A 17,360-nucleotide genomic window follows, 5' to 3' on the forward strand; every position below is an offset into this window, starting at 1 on the left:
CAGCACCGGAACGTCGCTCACAAGGATCCTCCCTGGGCCCGCTGACGGTCCATCCTGGCCGTCACCCAGTCCGTGAGACGGGTCATCGGAATCGTCAGCGCCACGAACACCAGGCCCGCGACGACGTAGGGCGTGTAGTTGAGGCTGCGGCCCACGATGATGTCCGCGGCCCGTACGGCGTCGACCGCGCCGCCGATCGACACGAGGCCGGTGTCCTTCTGGAGCGACACCAGGTCGTTGAGCAGCGGCGGCACCTGACGGCGTACCGCCTGCGGCAGGATCACGTACCGCAGCGCCTGACGGTTGCTCAGGCCGAGCGAGCGGGCCGCGGCGCGCTGCGAGGGGTGCACGGACTCGATGCCGGCGCGGAACACCTCGGCGACGTAGGCGGAGTACGTCAGCGTGAGCGCCGTGCCGCCCAGCAGGATCGGATCGACCGTCACCCCTTGCAGCCGCAGCGCGGGCACGCCCAGGACCACGATCATCAGATTGATGATGAGGGGGAGTCCGCGGAAGAAGTCGGTGTACGCGGCCGCCAGGACCCGCAGCGGGAAGAACACCGGGCCGCGCAGCGTCCGGGCGACGGCGATGAGCATCCCCAGGACCAGTACGGCGGCGCCGCAGACCAGCAGCAGCCGGACGTTCAGCCACAGCCCGTCGAGCACCTTGGGGAGAGCCTCGCGCGCGTACCGCCCGTCGAAGAACGTCTCCTTGGTGCGCGGCCAGCCCGGCGCGCCGACCACGATCAGGTAGAGGACGGCACCGGTGACCAGGGTCGAGAGCGCCGCGACCGCCGTGGCGCGGCGCGCCCGGACCCGGTGGTGGCGCTCGCGTTCCAGGCGTCGCGGAGACGGGGTGTACGCGTCGCCCGTCCCCGGCGCGCTCCCCGGGGCGGCGCCGGCCCCGTCGTCCGCGTCCTCCTGGCCGGACTCGTCCTTCGTGAGCGTCACTTGAGGACCGGGGCGTCGACGGCGTCCGAGAGCCACCGCTGCTCCAGCTTCGCGAGCGTGCCGTCCTCGCGCAGGGCGTCCACGGCTCCCGTCACGCAGGAGGTGAGCGCGCTGCCCTTGTCGAGCACGAGCCCGAACTGCTCCGGCGTGCCGGTCCGGTTCTCGAACTGGCCGACGATCCTCGCGTCGGTCACCTCGGCCGCCGTGATGTAGAAGGCCGTCGGCAGGTCGGTGACGACGGCGTCGACCTGACCGTTCTTCAGCGCCGACTTGGCCTGGTCGTTCTTGGCGTACACGGCGGCGGCCCGGGTGGGCTTCACCACGTCGTCGATGTAGTCGAGGCTGGTGGTACCGACCTGGGCGCCCAGCTTCACGTCCTTCAGGTCCGCGATGCTCGTGGCCTTCGCGGCCTTGGAGCCCTTCAGCGCGATGACGGCCTGACGCACGTCGTAGTAGCCGGAGGAGAAGTCCACGGCCTTCGCGCGCTCGGCGCTGATGGACACCTGGTTGATGTCGAGGTCGAAGGTCTTCTCCCCGGGCGCGAACGCCTTGTTGAAGGGGACGCTCTGCCACACGACGGCGCCGCTGTCGTAGCCGAGCCGCTCGGCCACGGCGTACGCGACCGCCGACTCGAAGCCCTCGCCGCCGGCGGGCTTGTCGTCCTTGAACCATGGCTCGTACGCGGGTTCGTCGGTGGCGATGGTCAGCTTGCCCGGCGTCTTGGTGGCCAGTCCGCCCTTCGCGCAGCCGCGCGCGTGCGAACCGGATGGCTTGGCGGCCGCGTTCTCCTCCGGCTGTGGCGCACAGCCGACGGCGGTGGCGAGCAGGGCTACGGTGGCGCCGGCGACGGCGCGGCGCAGAACACGAGCGGCAGGGTGCATGGCGGGAGATTGGCAGCGGAAGCCGCGTTTGTCGATGTCGCGACCGCGGATGTCCGCATGGTGGGAACGGGTGTTGCACGCGTGTGAACATGCGCCGCGCCGGCACGCCATCGTGTGGGTGTGTGGGTGTGTGGGTGTGTGGGTGTGTGGGTGCGTGGGCGAGCGTCCGGGCTGTGCCAGGGCCGCCGGCCGAGGGCGGGGAACAGGAGGCCGGCGGCCCGTACCGCGCAGGAGCCGTCATCCTGGGCGGGGCTGCTTCCAGTTGACCCCCAGAGCGTGTCGGCCGGGAGCGCGCACAGGACGCCGGTGCGTGCACGCGCTTCACACGGGGCGCGCGTTCAGCGCCGCGCGCCTGTCGTGTACCGAGGGTTCACCACCGGCGCCGAGCGGCCGCATCCGCCGGAGTGGCACGCGCGCGGGGGCGGCCGCTCGCGTAGGGGGATCACTACTGGAGTTCCAGGCCCACGGGTGAGGTGAGGCCCTTGTCGGGGTGGGCGCGGAACGTCGCCGTCCACGTGGTGGGCGGGCACGTCGTGCCGTTGGGGTGCTGCTCCGTCAGTTCGGCCCGGGTGCTGTCCTCGACGACCCTGTCACCGCTTTTCACGGACGTCACGGTGACCCGTACCGGCACGGTGGACGCGCCGATGTCGTCGCGGAGTCGGACCGGCAGCGTGGCGAACGGGTCGTCGGACGGTCACCAGCCTCGTGCCCGCCACTGCGCGAGGTGGGGTCGCTCTGTGCCGAGGGTGGTGTCGTCGCCGTGGCCGGGGTAGACCCACGTCTCGTCGGGCAGGACGTCGAACAGCTTGGTCTCCAGGCCGCCCATCAGGGAGTTGAACTCCTCCGGACGTGTCGTCCGACCAGGACCGCCCGGGAAGAGACAGTCCCCGGTGAACACGTGCGGGTGACCGTGCGGGTCGTCGTAGACGAGCGCGATCGAACCCGGCGTGTGCCCGACCAGATGGCGCGCGGTCAGCCGTACCTGTCCCACCCGGATGACGTCGCCGTCGTCGACCGGCACGTCGGTCGGTACCGGGATGCCCTCGGCGTCCTCCCGGCCGGCGTGGGTCCGGGCGCCGGTGGCGGCGACGACCGCGGCGAGCGCCTGCCAGTGGTCGCCGTGCTGATGGGTGGTGACGACGGACGCGATGCCGTCGTCGCCGATCATGCCGAGCAGGGTGTCCGCGTCGTTGGCCGCGTCGATCAGCAACTGCTCGTCGGTGGCCCGACAGCGCAGCAGATAGGCGTTGTTGTCCATCGGGCCGACCGCGATCTTGGTGATCATCAGGTCCTTGAGCTCGTGCACGTCCGCCGGGCCGCCGACCGTCACCTGTCCGCTGTACGTCATGACGATCAGCCTAGCGCCGGGGAACGGCCCGAGGGCCGCCGATGGCCGACAGCGGACCGCCCACGCCCCGCGGCGGTCCTCCAGGGGCCACCGGGACGTCCTACAGCGCGGGGAGCTTCGGCAGCGCGCCGCCCGTCACCGTCAGCCGGGACCCGGCCCCCCGTCCCGCGAGCCAGCCGAGCAGGTCGGCGGGCGACCCGGTGACGGTGACCTCGGGCTCGGCGGACCTCCGGCCGGTGCTCCACGCGCGCGTGCCGTCGCCGAGCCGGGTGGAGGCCACGTCGGGGTGCCCGTCGAAGCGCGCGGCCAGGAAGTCGATCTCCCGCTGGGTGAACTCCGCCGGCAGGTCGTCCAGCTCGTACCCGATCCCGAGGTCCACGTGGTGCAGTTCGATCTCGGCCCATCGCCGGAAGGGCACCCGGGCCGCCGCGTCGGTGACACCGTTGCGCAGCTCCACCGTGCGTGACCAGTCCGCGGGCGCGGCACCCGTCGCCTGGAAACGGGCCTCGCTGTCGCGCAGGTCGGCGAGCTGGGCGTCGAGGCCGCGGGGGGCGCCCCGCTCGATGTCCGCGTCCCGGGCGACGGCCGAGGCGTACATGGGGCGGCCTTCGAGGACGTTCACGAGCGCGTCCGCGTTACGGGCGAGGTGCGCGAGAACATGGCCACGACTCCAGCCGGGCAGCCGTGACGACTCGGCCACGGCCGCGTTGTCCAGTGCGGCGGCTGCGGCGAGCAGCCGGTCGGTCGCGTCGCGTACAGACACCAGGTCACGTGCGTGATCCATCATGACGCCGACCCTAACCTCGCCACTCCTTCGGGTGAAGCGGGCGGACCGGACCCGTAATTCGAATGCACGTGCTATATGGTCGGGTGCGGCGTCGGGCATGCTGGATGGTCGGGGATTGTTATGCGACCGGGAATCCGACCGGCGTTGTCAGTGGCTCCCCCTAGTCTGAGAAAGACGGGGGCCCCGCCCCTGTCACTTCTCTCAAGAAAGGTGCGGACCGGCGTGGCCGACCGTCTCATCGTCCGTGGCGCGCGCGAGCACAACCTGAAGAATGTCTCGCTCGACCTGCCACGTGACTCGCTCATCGTCTTCACGGGCCTGTCGGGGTCGGGCAAGTCCTCGCTGGCCTTCGACACGATCTTCGCCGAGGGCCAGCGCCGTTACGTGGAGTCGTTGTCCTCGTACGCCCGGCAGTTCCTCGGCCAGATGGACAAGCCGGACGTCGACTTCATCGAAGGTCTGTCCCCGGCGGTCTCCATCGACCAGAAGTCGACCTCGCGCAACCCGCGCTCGACGGTCGGCACGATCACCGAGGTCTACGACTACCTCCGGCTGCTCTTCGCGCGCATCGGCAAGCCGCACTGCCCGCAGTGCGGCCGGCCGATCTCGCGCCAGTCGCCGCAGGCCATCGTCGACAGGGTCCTGGAGCTGCCGGAGGGGAGCCGCTTCCAGGTGCTGTCGCCGCTGGTGCGCGAGCGCAAGGGCGAGTTCGTCGACCTCTTCGCCGATCTCCAGACCAAGGGCTACAGCCGCGCGCGCGTGGACGGCGAGACCATCCAGCTCTCCGAGCCGCCGACGCTGAAGAAGCAGGAGAAGCACACCATCGAGGTGGTCATCGACCGCCTCACGGTGAAGGAGTCCGCCAAGCGCCGCCTCACCGACTCGGTGGAGACCGCCCTCGGCCTGGCCGGCGGCATGGTCGTGCTCGACTTCGTCGACCTCCCCGAGGACGACCCCGAGCGCGAGCGCATGTACTCGGAGCACCTGTACTGCCCGTACGACGACCTGTCCTTCGAGGAGCTGGAGCCCCGCTCCTTCTCCTTCAACTCGCCCTTCGGCGCCTGCCCCGAGTGCACCGGCATCGGCACGCGCATGGAGGTCGACCCCGAACTGATCGTCCCGGACGAGGACAAGTCCCTCGACGAGGGCGCGATCCACCCCTGGTCGCACGGGCACACCAAGGACTACTTCAGCCGTCTGATCGGGGCCCTCGCGGACGCGCTCGGCTTCCGCACGGACATCCCGTTCGCGGGCCTGCCGCAGCGCGCCAAGAAGGCCCTGCTGCACGGCCACAAGACGCAGATCGAGGTCCGCTACCGCAACCGGTACGGACGCGAGCGCGTGTACACGACCCCGTTCGAGGGCGCCGTCCCCTTCGTGAAGCGCCGGCACAGCGAGGCCGAGAGCGACGCGAGCCGCGAGCGCTTCGAGGGCTACATGCGCGAGGTGCCCTGCCCCACCTGTCAGGGCACGCGCCTGAAGCCGATCGTCCTCGCGGTCACGATCATGGAGAAGTCGATCGCCGAGGTCGCGGCGATGTCCATCAGCGACTGCGCCGACTTCCTCGGTGAAATGAAGCTCAACGCGCGCGACAAGAAGATCGCCGAGCGCGTGCTGAAGGAGGTCAACGAACGACTGCGCTTCCTGGTCGACGTCGGCCTGGACTACCTCTCCCTGAACCGCGCGGCCGGCACCCTGTCCGGCGGCGAGGCCCAGCGCATCCGGCTGGCCACCCAGATCGGCTCCGGACTCGTCGGCGTCCTGTACGTGCTCGACGAGCCGTCCATCGGCCTGCACCAGCGGGACAACCACCGGCTGATCGAGACCCTGGTCCGGCTGCGTGACATGGGCAACACGCTCATCGTCGTCGAGCACGACGAGGACACCATCAAGGTCGCCGACTGGATCGTCGACATCGGCCCCGGCGCGGGCGAACACGGCGGCAAGGTCGTGCACAGCGGCTCCCTTAAGGAGCTGCTCGCCAACACCGAGTCGCAGACCGGGCAGTACCTGTCCGGGAAGAAGTCCATCCCGCTGCCCGACATCAGGCGTCCGCTCGACCCGTCCCGGCAGCTCACGGTGCACGGCGCCCGCGAGAACAACCTCCAGGACATCGACGTGTCCTTCCCGCTGGGCGTCTTCACCGCGGTCACCGGCGTGTCCGGCTCCGGCAAGTCGACGCTGGTCAACGACATCCTCTACACGCACCTCGCCCGCGAGCTCAACGGCGCGAGAAACGTGCCGGGGCGGCACACGCGCGTGGAGGGCGACGACCTGGTCGACAAGGTCGTCCACGTCGACCAGTCGCCCATCGGCCGCACCCCGCGGTCGAACCCGGCGACGTACACCGGTGTCTTCGACCACGTCCGCAAGCTGTTCGCGGAGACGACCGAGGCGAAGGTCCGCGGTTACCTGCCCGGCCGCTTCTCCTTCAACGTCAAGGGCGGCCGCTGCGAGAACTGCGCGGGCGACGGCACCATCAAGATCGAGATGAACTTCCTCCCGGACGTCTACGTCCCGTGCGAGGTCTGCCACGGCGCCCGGTACAACCGGGAGACCCTGGACGTCCACTACAAGGGCAAGTCCATCGCCGACGTGCTCAACATGCCGATCGAGGAGGCGATGGACTTCTTCGAGGCCGTGCCGTCGATCTCCCGCCACCTCAGGACGCTGAACGACGTCGGCCTCGGCTATGTCCGGCTCGGCCAGTCCGCCACCACCCTGTCCGGCGGCGAGGCACAGCGCGTGAAGCTCGCCAGCGAACTCCAGCGCCGCTCCACCGGGCGCACGGTGTACGTCCTGGACGAGCCGACCACCGGTCTGCACTTCGAGGACATCAGCAAGCTGCTGACGGTCCTGTCCGGCCTGGTCGACAAGGGCAACACGGTCATCGTCATCGAGCACAACCTCGACGTGATCAAGACCGCGGACTGGGTCGTCGACATGGGACCCGAGGGCGGCGCCGGCGGTGGTCTCGTCATCGCCGAGGGCACGCCCGAGCAGGTCGCCGGGGTGGCGACCAGCCACACGGGCAAGTTCCTGCGCGAGATCCTCTCCGCCGACCGGATCAGCGACGCCGTCCCGGCGCAGGCCTCGCGGCGGACGACCGCCAGGAAGACGGTCGCGGCCAAGTCGACCGCGAAGAAGACGGCCACGGCCAAGACGGCCACGGCCGCCGACAGCGCGACGACGAAGAAGGCGGCCGGCGCCACGAAGAAGGCGGCCCCGGCGAAGAAGACGGCGAGGGCGCGCAAGGCCTGACCCGCTCGCGCCACCCGGCGGTGGCAGGCCGGGGGAACCTGGCAGGACGCGGCGCCCCACGGGAACGTTCCGTGGGGCGCCGCGCTACATCCCGCCCAGTTCGGAGGCGTACGGCGGTTCCGCGCCCGCGCGGGAGCAGGTGAGGGCGGCCGCACGGGCCGCGAACCGTAGCAGGCGGGTCCAGTCGTCGGCGCTCATGGCGGCGAGCGCCTCCGGCGACAGCGCGTCCCGGGCGGACAGGCCGTGCAGCAGGGCCGCGTTCACCGTGTCTCCCGCGCCGATCGTGTCGACGACCTCGACCTTCTCACCGGGCACCGCGTGCACCCCGCCGTCCCGGGTGAAGACGGTGAGGCCGTCGCCGCCCCGCGTGACCACGACGGCCGACGGCCCGGCCGTGAGCCACTCGCCCGGGGTGCCACCCAGCCACTCGGCGTCCTCCTCGGAGAGCTTGAGGAGCGAGATGGACGGCAGCCAGCTTCTGAAACGGGCCCGGTAGGCGTCCGGGTCGGGGATGAGCCCCGGCCGGATGTTGGGGTCGAGCGTGGTGAACAGACCTTGCGCGAAGGAGACGCGCATCAGGTCCTCGTAGGCGCTCGCGCCGGGTTCCAGGACCAGGGAACAGGTGCCGAAGGACACCGCACGGGTTCCGTCGGGCAGCCGGTCCGGCGCCGTGAACAGCCGGTCGGCGGTGCCCTCGACGTAGAAGGAGTAGGCGGCCGAACCGTTCGAATCCACCGTGGCGGCGGCCAGGGTGGTGGGCTCCGTGCCGCGCTGCACGGCCGACACGTCCACATCCGCCCGGCGCAGCCCGTCGAGCAGGGCCTCGCCGAAGGCGTCGTACGAGGTGCGGGAGCAGAAGGCCGTGGGGGAACCGAGGCGGCCGAGGGCCACGGCGGTGTTGTAGGGGCCTCCGCCCAGCGCGGGCTTCAGGTTCGCCAGGGCGCCGGGGCCCTGCGGTACCAGGTCGATCAGGGCCTCACCGGCGACGACGATCACGAGTCGATTCCTTTCGCGGATTGCTGGGACTGCTCGGATTGCTGGGAGTGCGCGCTGTGCGGGGGCCGCTCGGCGTGCTCGGCGTAGTCGGACTGCCGGGCGCGCTCGGCCTGGGACGGCTGGTCGGCGCAGCCGCAGGAGGCGCGGTGGACGAAGGAGCAGGGGAGCCGGACGGTCCTGGCGGGACGGTCCGGCGCGGCGAGCCGTTCCAGGAGCACGCGTACCGCCAGGGCGCCCATCTCCTTGCCGGGCTGGGCGATCGCGGTGAGCCGGGGCGAGAACAGATCCGTCCAGGCGAAGTCGTCGAAGCAGCACAGCGCGATGTCCCCGGGCACGGACAGGCCGAGCTCGCGCAGGGCGCGCAGTGCCCCGATGGTCATCGCGTTGTTGCCGGTGACCAGGGCGGTGGGCGGTGCGGCGAGGGCGAGCAGGGCCGTGGTGGCCCGCTCGGCGGCCTCGGTCGCGGAGTCGCCGTACGCGACGAGCCGTTCGTCGTGGGGGAGCCCGGCGGCGGCGAGGCCGTGGCGGTATCCGGCGATCCGCTCGCGGGTGGTGCTGAGCCCCGGCAGGCCCGCGACCAGGGCGATCCGGCGGTGGCCGAGCTCCGCGAGATGGGTGACCAGCCGGGTGACCGGTTCGACGTTCTCCGCGCACACCTGGTCGAAGCGGGGGGCGGTGTGCGCACTGACGTCGACCGCCCGGTCGAGGAGGACGGCCGGGACGCGGTGGCGGGCGAGGTAGGCGACGAGCTCATCGGGCTGTGCGGACGGCGCGACGATCACCCCGTCCACGCGCCGCTCGTGCAGCAGCTGGACGACCTTGCGCTCGTGCTCCGGGTCGTCGTGCGGGTCGGCGATGAGCAGGCCGTAGCCGTGCTCCAGGGCGGCGGCCTCGACGCCCTGGAGGATCTCCGTGAAGTACGGGTTGCTGATCGCCGACACCGCGAGTCCGATGGACCGGGTGCGGGAGGTCACCAGGGAGCGGGCCAGGGTGTTGGGCGTGTAGCCGAGTTCGTCGACGGCGTCCAGGACGGCCCGGCGGGTGTGCGGCAGCACCGGACGGGTGTCGTTCAGGACGTGCGAGACGGTGGCGACGGACACACCGGCGCGGCGTGCGACATCGGCCATGGTCGGCATTCCGCCTCGCCAGCCTTCCCATCCGAGCCGTCACCGGCCGTCTGACCGGTTCCGAGCCGTCACCGGCCGTCCGGCCGGTTCCGGACCGTCTGCGGCCGTCCGGCCGTTCCGAGCCGTCTGTGGCCGTCCGGTTCGCGCGGGGCCGGGACGGCGGGGGCCTCCCCGCGCCCCGGAACGTACCGCATCCGGAGCCCCGCGTAAACGCTTGCGCAAGCGTTTACGTCCGACGAATCCGCACCACCTCCCCCGAGCTGACCCGGAATGTCCGACCCCGCTAGGGTCGGCGGGTACCACCCGCCGACCCGTGGAGAACGTCATGTCCGGCCGTCCCGTCCCGAGCCGCCGCACCCTTCTGCGAGGGGCGGCCGCCGCGCCCGTCGCCGGGATCGGCCTCGCCGCCTGTGCGAACGGGGAGCCCTCGCCCGGCCGTCCGACCGCCCCCGTCGAGGTCGGCCCCGAGAGCGAGATCGCGAAAGGGAACGCCAAGCTCTACCGGGATCACAACGTCGTCGTCGGCCGACGCCAGGACGGCACCCTCAAGGCGTACAGCACGATCTGCACGCACGCGTTGTGCCCCATCAACAAGCTGGAGGGGACGACCCTCGTGTGCCCGTGCCACGGGAGCCGGTTCGACGCCCTGACCGGCGCGGTGCTGCACGCCCCGGCCACCGTTCCGCTGAAGGAGCTGCCGGTCACGGTCAAGAACGGCAAGATCGTCGCCGGGCCGGAGGCCTGATCGACGGGCGGGCCGCGCGCGCCCGTCCGCTCACTCCCAGTCCCACCCGATGCCCACGACCCCCGAGCGCACCCGGGGCTCGACGAGATGCGCCGAACGGTGGCGTCGGCTGAGCGCGAGCTGCTGACGGCCACTGCGCGGGGCCGCCGCCGAGTGCTGGGTGAACCGGTGGCAGGCCACCGGCAGGGCGTGTTCGTCGAAGTGGACCTCCAGGGCGTACTGGCCTCCCGCCATGCCGAACTCGCGGACGTACTCGCGGGAGACGCCGGCCGTGCCGTCCTCGACGCCGTAGCGGAACAGGAACGTCTCGCCGGAGCGCAGCCGGGTGTCGAAGAGCAGCTCGGCGACCAGCACGCCGGTGTCGTGGTGCCAACGGACCCGCCCCGTGCGGCAGTTCTCCAGGGCGTGCACCGCCATGCGCTCCGGTGCGCACCCCTGGTCGCCGTGGTGGACGGCCAGGAAGCGGTCGACGCCGTCGCGGTGCGCGCGCACGATGTGGTGCGACTCGCGCCCGAGGAGTTCGCGGCGCGCGCCGATCCGCACCCGCTCGTGCTGTCCGAGAATGTGCAGCCCGGTGTCGAGCGGGGATTCCAGTTCGGCCAGCAGATGTTCCAGGACGCCGGAGGCCGCGACGAGCGAGCGGTAGGAGCGGGCCGAGGACCGGTCGCCGGAGGTCCCTTCCTCGCTCTCGGCGAGCAGCCGTATCAACGACTCGTCCGGGAGTTGCAGTATCTCCTCCAGGGCACGGACGGCGCGCAGCGACTCGGGGCGCTGCGGGCGGCGGGCGCCCTGCTGCCAGTAGCTCAGGCTCGTGACGCCGACCTTCACTCCATAGCGAGAGAGATGGTGCTGCACGCGTTGCAGCGGCAGTCCGCGGGCCGCGATCGCGGCCCGCAGGGCGACGTGGAAGGGGCCGCCGCGCAGGGCCGTGTCCAGTTCCGCGGTGGCGACGTCGGTGGCGACGTCCGCGTGCTGTGTGGCGTGCGGCATGCAGGGGCCTTTCTGTGAATGGCACAACGGCTGGTCAGACCGTTCGCGGGGGGTGATTCGGGGCCACCCCGTCGGCGCCGGGGGGATCCTCACGTCCGTACGCCGTCGTGCACGGCCCCGAGTTCCCCCGCATTGAAGCGTGTTGACCAAGTCCCGACAACACCTGTTGCCCAACCGCGGCGTACTCCTGGCCGAGTCCGCACCGCACGGTTCACGTCGCCCGCCGCGCCGGTGCCCCGGTCGTCCCGCCGCCCGGTACGTCCTTGATCGCGCGCACCGACAGCGCCGACTTGTGGAGGAAGCGCGTCGCGTCGCAACGCCTCGCATCGCCGGCCGGGCAGGGGGAGCCGGGACCATGGACGCATCGCAGCGGCCCGCGCGGGTCGAGGACGCCTCGGAGCTGCCGGCGAGCGGGCAGCGGGTCGGTCACCTGCTCAAGAGCAGGATCACGGTCGTCGACGAGTTCGTCGAGGCGCGGGACCGGATCGGCAGGGGTGGCTGTGTCGTGGACCCCTCCCTGGTCCGGGCACTGTTCTCGACCCGGCGCCGTGACGACCCGCCGGCCCACCTCAGCGCCCGCGAGCGCGAGGTTCTCGCCCTGATGGCCGAGGGCCGGTCCGACGCGGGCATCGGCCGCCGCCTGTGGGTCACGGAGGGTGACGTCGAGAAGCACGTCCGCGGCATCCTCCGCAAACTCCGGCTCCAGGAGGACACCGACGACCACCGCGGGGTCCTGGCGGTGCCGACCTTCCTGGAGACGCGGCAGGGCGGGAGCGCCGGCGTTGTCCACAGGCTCGTCGGAGTGTCACCCCTCGCCAGTAGGGTGTGAGACATGGCCGACCCCTCCAGCTACCGCCCCAAGCCGGGACAGATCCCGGACTCTCCCGGGGTGTACAGGTTCCGTGACGAGCACCGCCGGGTGATCTACGTCGGGAAGGCGAAGAGCCTGCGCCAGCGCCTGGCGAACTACTTCCAGGATCTCGCGGGCCTGCACCCGCGCACCCGGACGATGGTGACGACCGCCGCGTCCGTGGAGTGGACAGTCGTGTCCACGGAGGTCGAGGCGCTCCAGCTGGAGTACTCCTGGATCAAGGAGTACGACCCCCGGTTCAACGTCAAGTACCGCGACGACAAGAGCTACCCGTATCTCGCGGTGACGATGAACGAGGAGTTCCCGCGCGTGCAGGTGATGCGCGGTCACAAGAAGAAGGGCGTGCGCTACTTCGGGCCGTACGGGCACGCGTGGGCCATCCGGGACACCGTCGACCTGCTGCTGCGGGTCTTTCCGGTGCGCACCTGCTCGGCCGGTGTGTTCAAGAACGCCGCCCGCACCGGCCGCCCCTGCTTGCTCGGCTACATCGGCAAGTGCTCGGCGCCCTGCGTCGGACGGGTCCAGGCCGAGGAGCACCGCGAACTCGCCGAGGACTTCTGCGACTTCATGACCGGGCGTACGGGCACGTACCTCCGCCGTCTGGAGAGCCGGATGATGGAGGCGGCCGAGGAGATGGAGTACGAGCGGGCCGCCCGCCTGCGCGACGACATCGAGGCCCTGAAGAAGGCCATGGAGAAGAACGCGGTCGTGCTCGCCGACGCGACCGACGCCGACCTGATCGCGGTCGCGGAGGACGAGCTGGAGGCGGCCGTCCAGATCTTCCACGTGCGCGGCGGACGCGTGCGCGGCCAGCGCGGCTGGGTGACGGACAAGGTGGAGGACGTCACCACCGGTGCCCTCGTCGAACACGCGCTCCAGCAGCTCTACGGCGAGGAGACCGGGGACGCCGTCCCCAAGGAGGTCCTCGTCCCGGCCCTGCCCGAGCCGGTGGAGCCCGTGCAGGAGTGGCTGACCGGCCGCCGCGGCTCGTACGTGTCCCTGCGCATCCCGCAGCGTGGCGACAAACGGGCCCTGATGGAGACCGTGGAGCGCAACGCTCAGCAGGCGCTCGTCCTGCACAAGACCAGGCGGGCCTCCGACCTGACCACGCGCTCCCGGGCCCTGGAGGAGATCGCGGACGCCCTGGAGCTCGACAGCGCCCCGCTCAGGATCGAGTGCTACGACATCTCGCACCTCCAGGGCGACGACGTGGTGGCCTCCATGGTCGTCTTCGAAGACGGATTGCAGCGCAAGAGCGAGTACCGCCGTTTCCAGATCAAGGGCTTCGAGGGCCAGGACGACGTCCGCTCCATGCACGAGGTCATCACCCGCCGGTTCCGGCGCTACCTCGCGGAGAAGGAGCGGACGGGGGAGTGGACCGACGGCGAGACCGGCAGCGGCCCCGACGGCGACTCCCTCGGCCGGATCGTCGGAGAGACCGGCACCGGGACGCCCGAAGGGGCCGGCGGCGGGACGACCGGAGAGGTCGCCGCCGGGACGCCCGAAGAGGCCGGCGGCGGTACGACCGGCGGGGTCACCGGTGGGACGATGGGTGTGAACGGCTTCACCGAGGAGGACGGGCGCCCCAAGCGGTTCGCCTATCCGCCTCAGCTGGTCGTCGTCGACGGTGGTCAGCCGCAGGTCGCGGCGGCCAAGCGGGCTCTGGACGAGCTCGGCATCGACGACATCGCCGTCTGCGGTCTGGCCAAGCGCCTGGAGGAGGTCTGGTTGCCGGACCAGGACGACCCCGTCGTCCTGCCCCGCACGAGCGAGGGCCTGTACCTGCTCCAGCGTGTCCGCGACGAGGCCCACCGCTTCGCGATCACCTACCAGCGCACCAAGCGCGCCAAGCGTTTCAGGGCCGGCCCCCTGGACGACGTACCGGGCCTCGGAGAGACACGCAAGCAGGCACTGATCAAGCACTTCGGTTCGGTGAAGAAGCTGCGATCCGCGACAATCGACCAGATCTGCGAGGTTCCGGGCATAGGCCGCAAGACGGCCGAGACCATCGCCGTGACCCTCGCCCAGGCGGCCCCGGCCGCGCCCGCCGTGAACACGGCCACTGGAGAGATCATGGAAGACGACGAAGTCGGGACGCCCGAGACGACCACGGGCGCCCCGGGGGAGCCCGTGACCGCGGGCGCCTCGGACGAACGACGGGGGCAGGAACCGTGACCGAGCACGAGACACAGCCCACAGCGGAGCGAGATCGCATGCCCAGGGAAGCGGGCGGGAATCCCGCCCGGCAGGACGCACCTCAGCAGGACGCACCTCAGCAGGACGCACCTCAGCAGGACGCGTCCCAGCAGGACGTACCTCCACAGGACGCGTCCCCAGAGGAAGCGTCCCAGCAGGACGCACGCCAGGAAGACGGAGCACAGGTGAGTACGGACAGCGCGCCGCCAGGGATCCCCGACGCGGCCATCCCGGAGCTGGTGATCATCTCCGGTATGTCGGGGGCCGGCCGCTCGACGGCCGCCAAGTGTCTGGAGGACCTCGGCTGGTTCGTCGTCGACAACCTTCCGCCGGCCCTGATCCCCACCATGGTGGAGCTCGGTGCCCGCTCGCAGGGCAACGTGGCGCGGATCGCGGTCGTCGTCGACGTGCGCGGCCGCCGGTTCTTCGACAACCTCCGCGACTCCCTCGCGGACCTCGACACCCGGGGCGTCACACGCCGGGTCGTCTTCCTGGAGTCCTCCGACGACGCCCTGGTGCGCCGCTTCGAGTCGGTGCGCCGCCCGCACCCCCTCCAGGGCGACGGCCGGATCGTCGACGGCATCGCCGCCGAGCGGGAACTGCTGCGCGAACTGCGCGGCGACGCCGACCTGGTGATCGACACCTCCAGCCTGAACGTGCACGAGCTGCGCGCCAAGATGGACGCCCAGTTCGCCGGCGAGGAGGAGCCCGAGCTGCGGGCCACCGTCATGTCCTTCGGCTTCAAGTACGGCCTCCCGGTCGACGCCGACCTGGTCGTGGACATGCGCTTCCTGCCCAACCCGCACTGGGTCCCGGAGCTGCGCCCCTTCACCGGCCTCAACGAGGAGGTCGCGGCGTACGTCTTCAACCAGCCCGGCGCCAAGGAGTTCCTCGACCGCTACGCGGAGCTCCTCCAGCTGATCGCCGCGGGCTACCGCCGTGAGGGCAAGCGCTACGTGACCATCGCGGTCGGCTGTACGGGCGGCAAGCACCGTTCGGTCGCGATGTCGGAGAAGCTCGCCGCGCGCCTCGCGGCCGAGAGTGTGGAGACGGTGGTCGTGCACCGGGACATGGGACGGGAATGACGGGACGCACTCCGCGACTGAGCCGACTGCGCCGGGCGGTACCCGAGGGGCGCGTCAGCCGGCCGGTCGAGGCCCGAGGCGGCAAGCCACGCCGCCGGGGCACCCAGCCCAAGGTCGTCGCCCTGGGCGGCGGCATGGGCCTGTCCGCCTCGCTCGCCGCACTGCGCCGGATCACCGGCGACCTCACCGCCGTCGTCACCGTGGCCGACGACGGCGGCTCCAGCGGCCGCCTGCGCGACGAACTGGGCGTCCTGCCGCCCGGCGACCTGCGCAAGGCGCTGGCCGCGCTGTGCGGCGACGACGACTGGGGCCAGACCTGGGCCCGCGTCATCCAGCACCGCTTCCAGTCCCGGGGCGACCTGCACGAACACGCGGTCGGCAACCTGTTGATCGTCGCCCTGTGGGAACAGCTCGGCGACCATGTGCAGGCGCTGGACCTGGTCGGCAAGCTGCTCGGCGCGCACGGGCGCGTGCTGCCCATGTCCGCCGTGCCCCTGGAGCTCCAGGCCCTGGTCAAGGGGCACGACCCGGACCGCCCCGACGAGGTCGACACCGTCCGCGGCCAGGCCACGGTGGCCCTCACGCCCGGCGAGGTGCAGTCCGTGCACCTCGTGCCGAACGACCCGCCGGCCGTCCCCGAGGCGGTCGCCGCGGTCCGGGACGCGGACTGGGTGGTGCTCGGCCCCGGCTCCTGGTTCTCCTCGGTGATCCCGCACCTGCTGGTGCCGGAACTCCTGGACGCGCTCACGCAGACCAAGGCCCGCCGGGTACTCTCCCTGAACCTCGCGCCGCAGCCCGGAGAAACCGAGGGCTTCTCCCCGCAGCGTCATTTGGAGGTTTTGGGACGACACGCCCCTAAACTCGCCCTGGACGTGGTGCTGGCCGACGAGGCCGCCGTGCCCGACCGCGACTCGCTGACCGACGCCGCCAAACGGTTCGGGGCCGCGGTCGAGCTGGCGCCGGTGGCCCGGGCCGATGGGACTTCGCGGCACGACCCGGAGCTCCTCGCCGCCGCGTACGACCGTATTTTTCGGATGCATGGAAGGATCGGCCCATGGCGATGACGGCAGCGGTGAAGGATGAGATCTCCCGGCTTCCCGTCACCCGGACCTGCTGCAGAAAGGCGGAGGTCTCCGCCATCCTGCGGTTCGCCGGCGGCCTCCACCTGGTGAGCGGGCGCATCGTGATCGAGGCGGAGCTGGACACCGCGATGGCGGCCCGCCGGCTCAAGCGGGACATCCTGGAGATCTTCGGCCACAGCTCCGAACTGATCGTGATGGCCCCGGGCGGTCTGCGCCGCGGCTCGCGCTATGTGGTGCGCGTGGTCGCGGGCGGCGATCAGCTGGCCCGCCAGACCGGTCTCGTGGACGGCCGGGGCCGCCCCATCCGGGGCCTGCCCCCGCAGGTGGTGTCCGGCGCGACCTGTGACGCGGAGGCGGCCTGGCGCGGCGCGTTCCTGGCGCACGGCTCGCTGACCGAGCCCGGCCGCTCCTCCTCCCTGGAGGTGACCTGCCCGGGCCCCGAGGCCGCGCTCGCGCTGGTCGGCGCGGCCCGCCGGCTGTCCATCGCGGCGAAGGCCCGCGAGGTCCGCGGGGTGGACCGGGTCGTCGTCCGGGACGGCGACGCGATCGGCGCGCTGCTCACCCGCCTCGGCGCGCACGAGTCCGTGCTGGCCTGGGAGGAGCGCCGGATGCGCCGCGAGGTGCGTGCCACGGCGAACCGGCTCGCCAACTTCGACGACGCCAACCTGCGCCGCTCGGCCCGCGCGGCCGTCGCCGCCGGCGCCCGCGTGCAGCGCGCGCTGGAGATCCTCGCCGACGAGGTGCCCGAGCACCTCGCGGCCGCCGGCCGGCTGCGGATGGAGCACAAGCAGGCCTCGCTGGAGGAGCTCGGCGCGCTCGCCGACCCGCCGCTGACCAAGGACGCGGTCGCCGGACGGATCCGCCGGCTGCTCGCGATGGCCGACAAGCGGGCCTCCGACCTCGGCATCCCGGGCACCGAGGCCAACATCTCCGAGGAGCTGGCCGACAACCTCGTCGGCTGACCCGCGAACGCCCAACGCGCTGACGCCTACCCCCACTTGGGTGTAGGCGTCAGCGTTTATCCTTCTTTGGCGCACCCTT

General features: G+C 71.6%; 14 protein-coding genes and 1 pseudogene. 7 read left to right on the forward strand and 8 right to left on the reverse strand.

The genetic code is table 11. The features are described from left to right. Nucleotides 1-17 precede the first annotated feature (17 nt). The 5 genes from ACWCQK_RS13140 to ACWCQK_RS13160 form a co-directional block, all read right to left on the reverse strand. Nucleotides 18-950 (reverse strand): amino acid ABC transporter permease, encoded by a 933-nt coding sequence (locus ACWCQK_RS13140; protein WP_451155058.1) that lies wholly within the window; start codon nucleotides 948-950, stop codon nucleotides 18-20. Further along, complete coding sequence (locus tag ACWCQK_RS13145) at nucleotides 947-1,831, reverse strand: ABC transporter substrate-binding protein (RefSeq protein WP_451155060.1); 885 nt, start codon at nucleotides 1,829-1,831, stop codon at nucleotides 947-949. Before ACWCQK_RS13145 ends, ACWCQK_RS13140 begins: the two co-directional genes overlap by 4 nt. A gap of 445 nt (nucleotides 1,832-2,276) precedes the next feature. Further along, nucleotides 2,277-2,435, reverse strand: a complete 159-nt coding sequence (locus ACWCQK_RS13150; RefSeq protein WP_451155062.1) for a hypothetical protein — start codon at nucleotides 2,433-2,435, stop codon at nucleotides 2,277-2,279. A gap of 90 nt (nucleotides 2,436-2,525) precedes the next feature. After that, nucleotides 2,526-3,179, reverse strand: coding sequence for an MBL fold metallo-hydrolase (locus ACWCQK_RS13155; protein ID WP_451155064.1), 654 nt, complete (start codon nucleotides 3,177-3,179; stop codon nucleotides 2,526-2,528). A gap of 100 nt (nucleotides 3,180-3,279) precedes the next feature. Beyond that, nucleotides 3,280-3,966, reverse strand: coding sequence for a maleylpyruvate isomerase family mycothiol-dependent enzyme (locus tag ACWCQK_RS13160; protein ID WP_451155066.1), 687 nt, complete (start codon nucleotides 3,964-3,966; stop codon nucleotides 3,280-3,282). Nucleotides 3,967-4,188: 222 nt separating this feature from the next. Between ACWCQK_RS13160 and uvrA the strand changes: the two genes are divergently transcribed. Continuing rightward, entirely contained in the window at nucleotides 4,189-7,227 is a 3,039-nt protein-coding gene (gene uvrA, locus ACWCQK_RS13165; protein ID WP_451155068.1) for an excinuclease ABC subunit UvrA, read from the forward strand. Nucleotides 7,228-7,311: 84 nt separating this feature from the next. On the opposite strand, the gene ACWCQK_RS13170 is transcribed toward uvrA, so the two are convergent. Further along, nucleotides 7,312-8,223: a carbohydrate kinase family protein gene (locus ACWCQK_RS13170; protein WP_451155070.1), complete on the reverse strand. Its 912-nt coding sequence runs from the start codon at nucleotides 8,221-8,223 to the stop codon at nucleotides 7,312-7,314. Further along, nucleotides 8,220-9,359, reverse strand: coding sequence for a LacI family DNA-binding transcriptional regulator (locus ACWCQK_RS13175; protein ID WP_451155072.1), 1,140 nt, complete (start codon nucleotides 9,357-9,359; stop codon nucleotides 8,220-8,222). Before ACWCQK_RS13175 ends, ACWCQK_RS13170 begins: the two co-directional genes overlap by 4 nt. A gap of 316 nt (nucleotides 9,360-9,675) precedes the next feature. Between ACWCQK_RS13175 and ACWCQK_RS13180 the strand changes: the two genes are divergently transcribed. Continuing rightward, nucleotides 9,676-10,095: a Rieske (2Fe-2S) protein gene (locus tag ACWCQK_RS13180; protein WP_451155074.1), complete on the forward strand. Its 420-nt coding sequence runs from the start codon at nucleotides 9,676-9,678 to the stop codon at nucleotides 10,093-10,095. Nucleotides 10,096-10,125: 30 nt separating this feature from the next. Here ACWCQK_RS13180 and ACWCQK_RS13185 read toward each other — a convergent pair whose 3' ends face one another. Then, entirely contained in the window at nucleotides 10,126-11,085 is a 960-nt protein-coding gene (locus ACWCQK_RS13185) for a hypothetical protein (protein WP_451155076.1), read from the reverse strand. A 382-nt stretch (nucleotides 11,086-11,467) separates the two neighbouring features. On the opposite strand from ACWCQK_RS13185, the pseudogene ACWCQK_RS13190 reads away from it, so the two are divergent. From ACWCQK_RS13190 to whiA, 5 genes and pseudogenes are all read left to right on the forward strand, one after another. After that, nucleotides 11,468-11,848 (forward strand): annotated as a pseudogene (locus ACWCQK_RS13190) (LuxR C-terminal-related transcriptional regulator); the annotation flags it as partial. Nucleotides 11,849-11,917: 69 nt separating this feature from the next. Continuing rightward, entirely contained in the window at nucleotides 11,918-14,131 is a 2,214-nt protein-coding gene (gene uvrC, locus ACWCQK_RS13195; RefSeq protein ID WP_451155078.1) for an excinuclease ABC subunit UvrC, read from the forward strand. Next, nucleotides 14,128-15,237 carry an RNase adapter RapZ gene (gene rapZ / locus ACWCQK_RS13200; protein ID WP_451155079.1) on the forward strand — a complete coding sequence of 370 codons (1,110 nt, stop codon included), beginning with the start codon at nucleotides 14,128-14,130 and terminating at the stop codon, nucleotides 15,235-15,237. The genes uvrC and rapZ overlap by 4 nt, the downstream gene beginning before the upstream one ends. Beyond that, complete coding sequence (locus ACWCQK_RS13205; RefSeq protein ID WP_451155081.1) at nucleotides 15,234-16,301, forward strand: gluconeogenesis factor YvcK family protein; 1,068 nt, start codon at nucleotides 15,234-15,236, stop codon at nucleotides 16,299-16,301. The genes rapZ and ACWCQK_RS13205 overlap by 4 nt, the downstream gene beginning before the upstream one ends. Continuing rightward, nucleotides 16,292-17,281, forward strand: a complete 990-nt coding sequence (whiA, locus tag ACWCQK_RS13210; RefSeq protein WP_351142255.1) for a DNA-binding protein WhiA — start codon at nucleotides 16,292-16,294, stop codon at nucleotides 17,279-17,281. The genes ACWCQK_RS13205 and whiA overlap by 10 nt, the downstream gene beginning before the upstream one ends. Nucleotides 17,282-17,360 lie beyond the last annotated feature (79 nt).

The sequence above is a fragment of the Streptomyces sp. NPDC002306 genome (assembly GCF_053593435.1).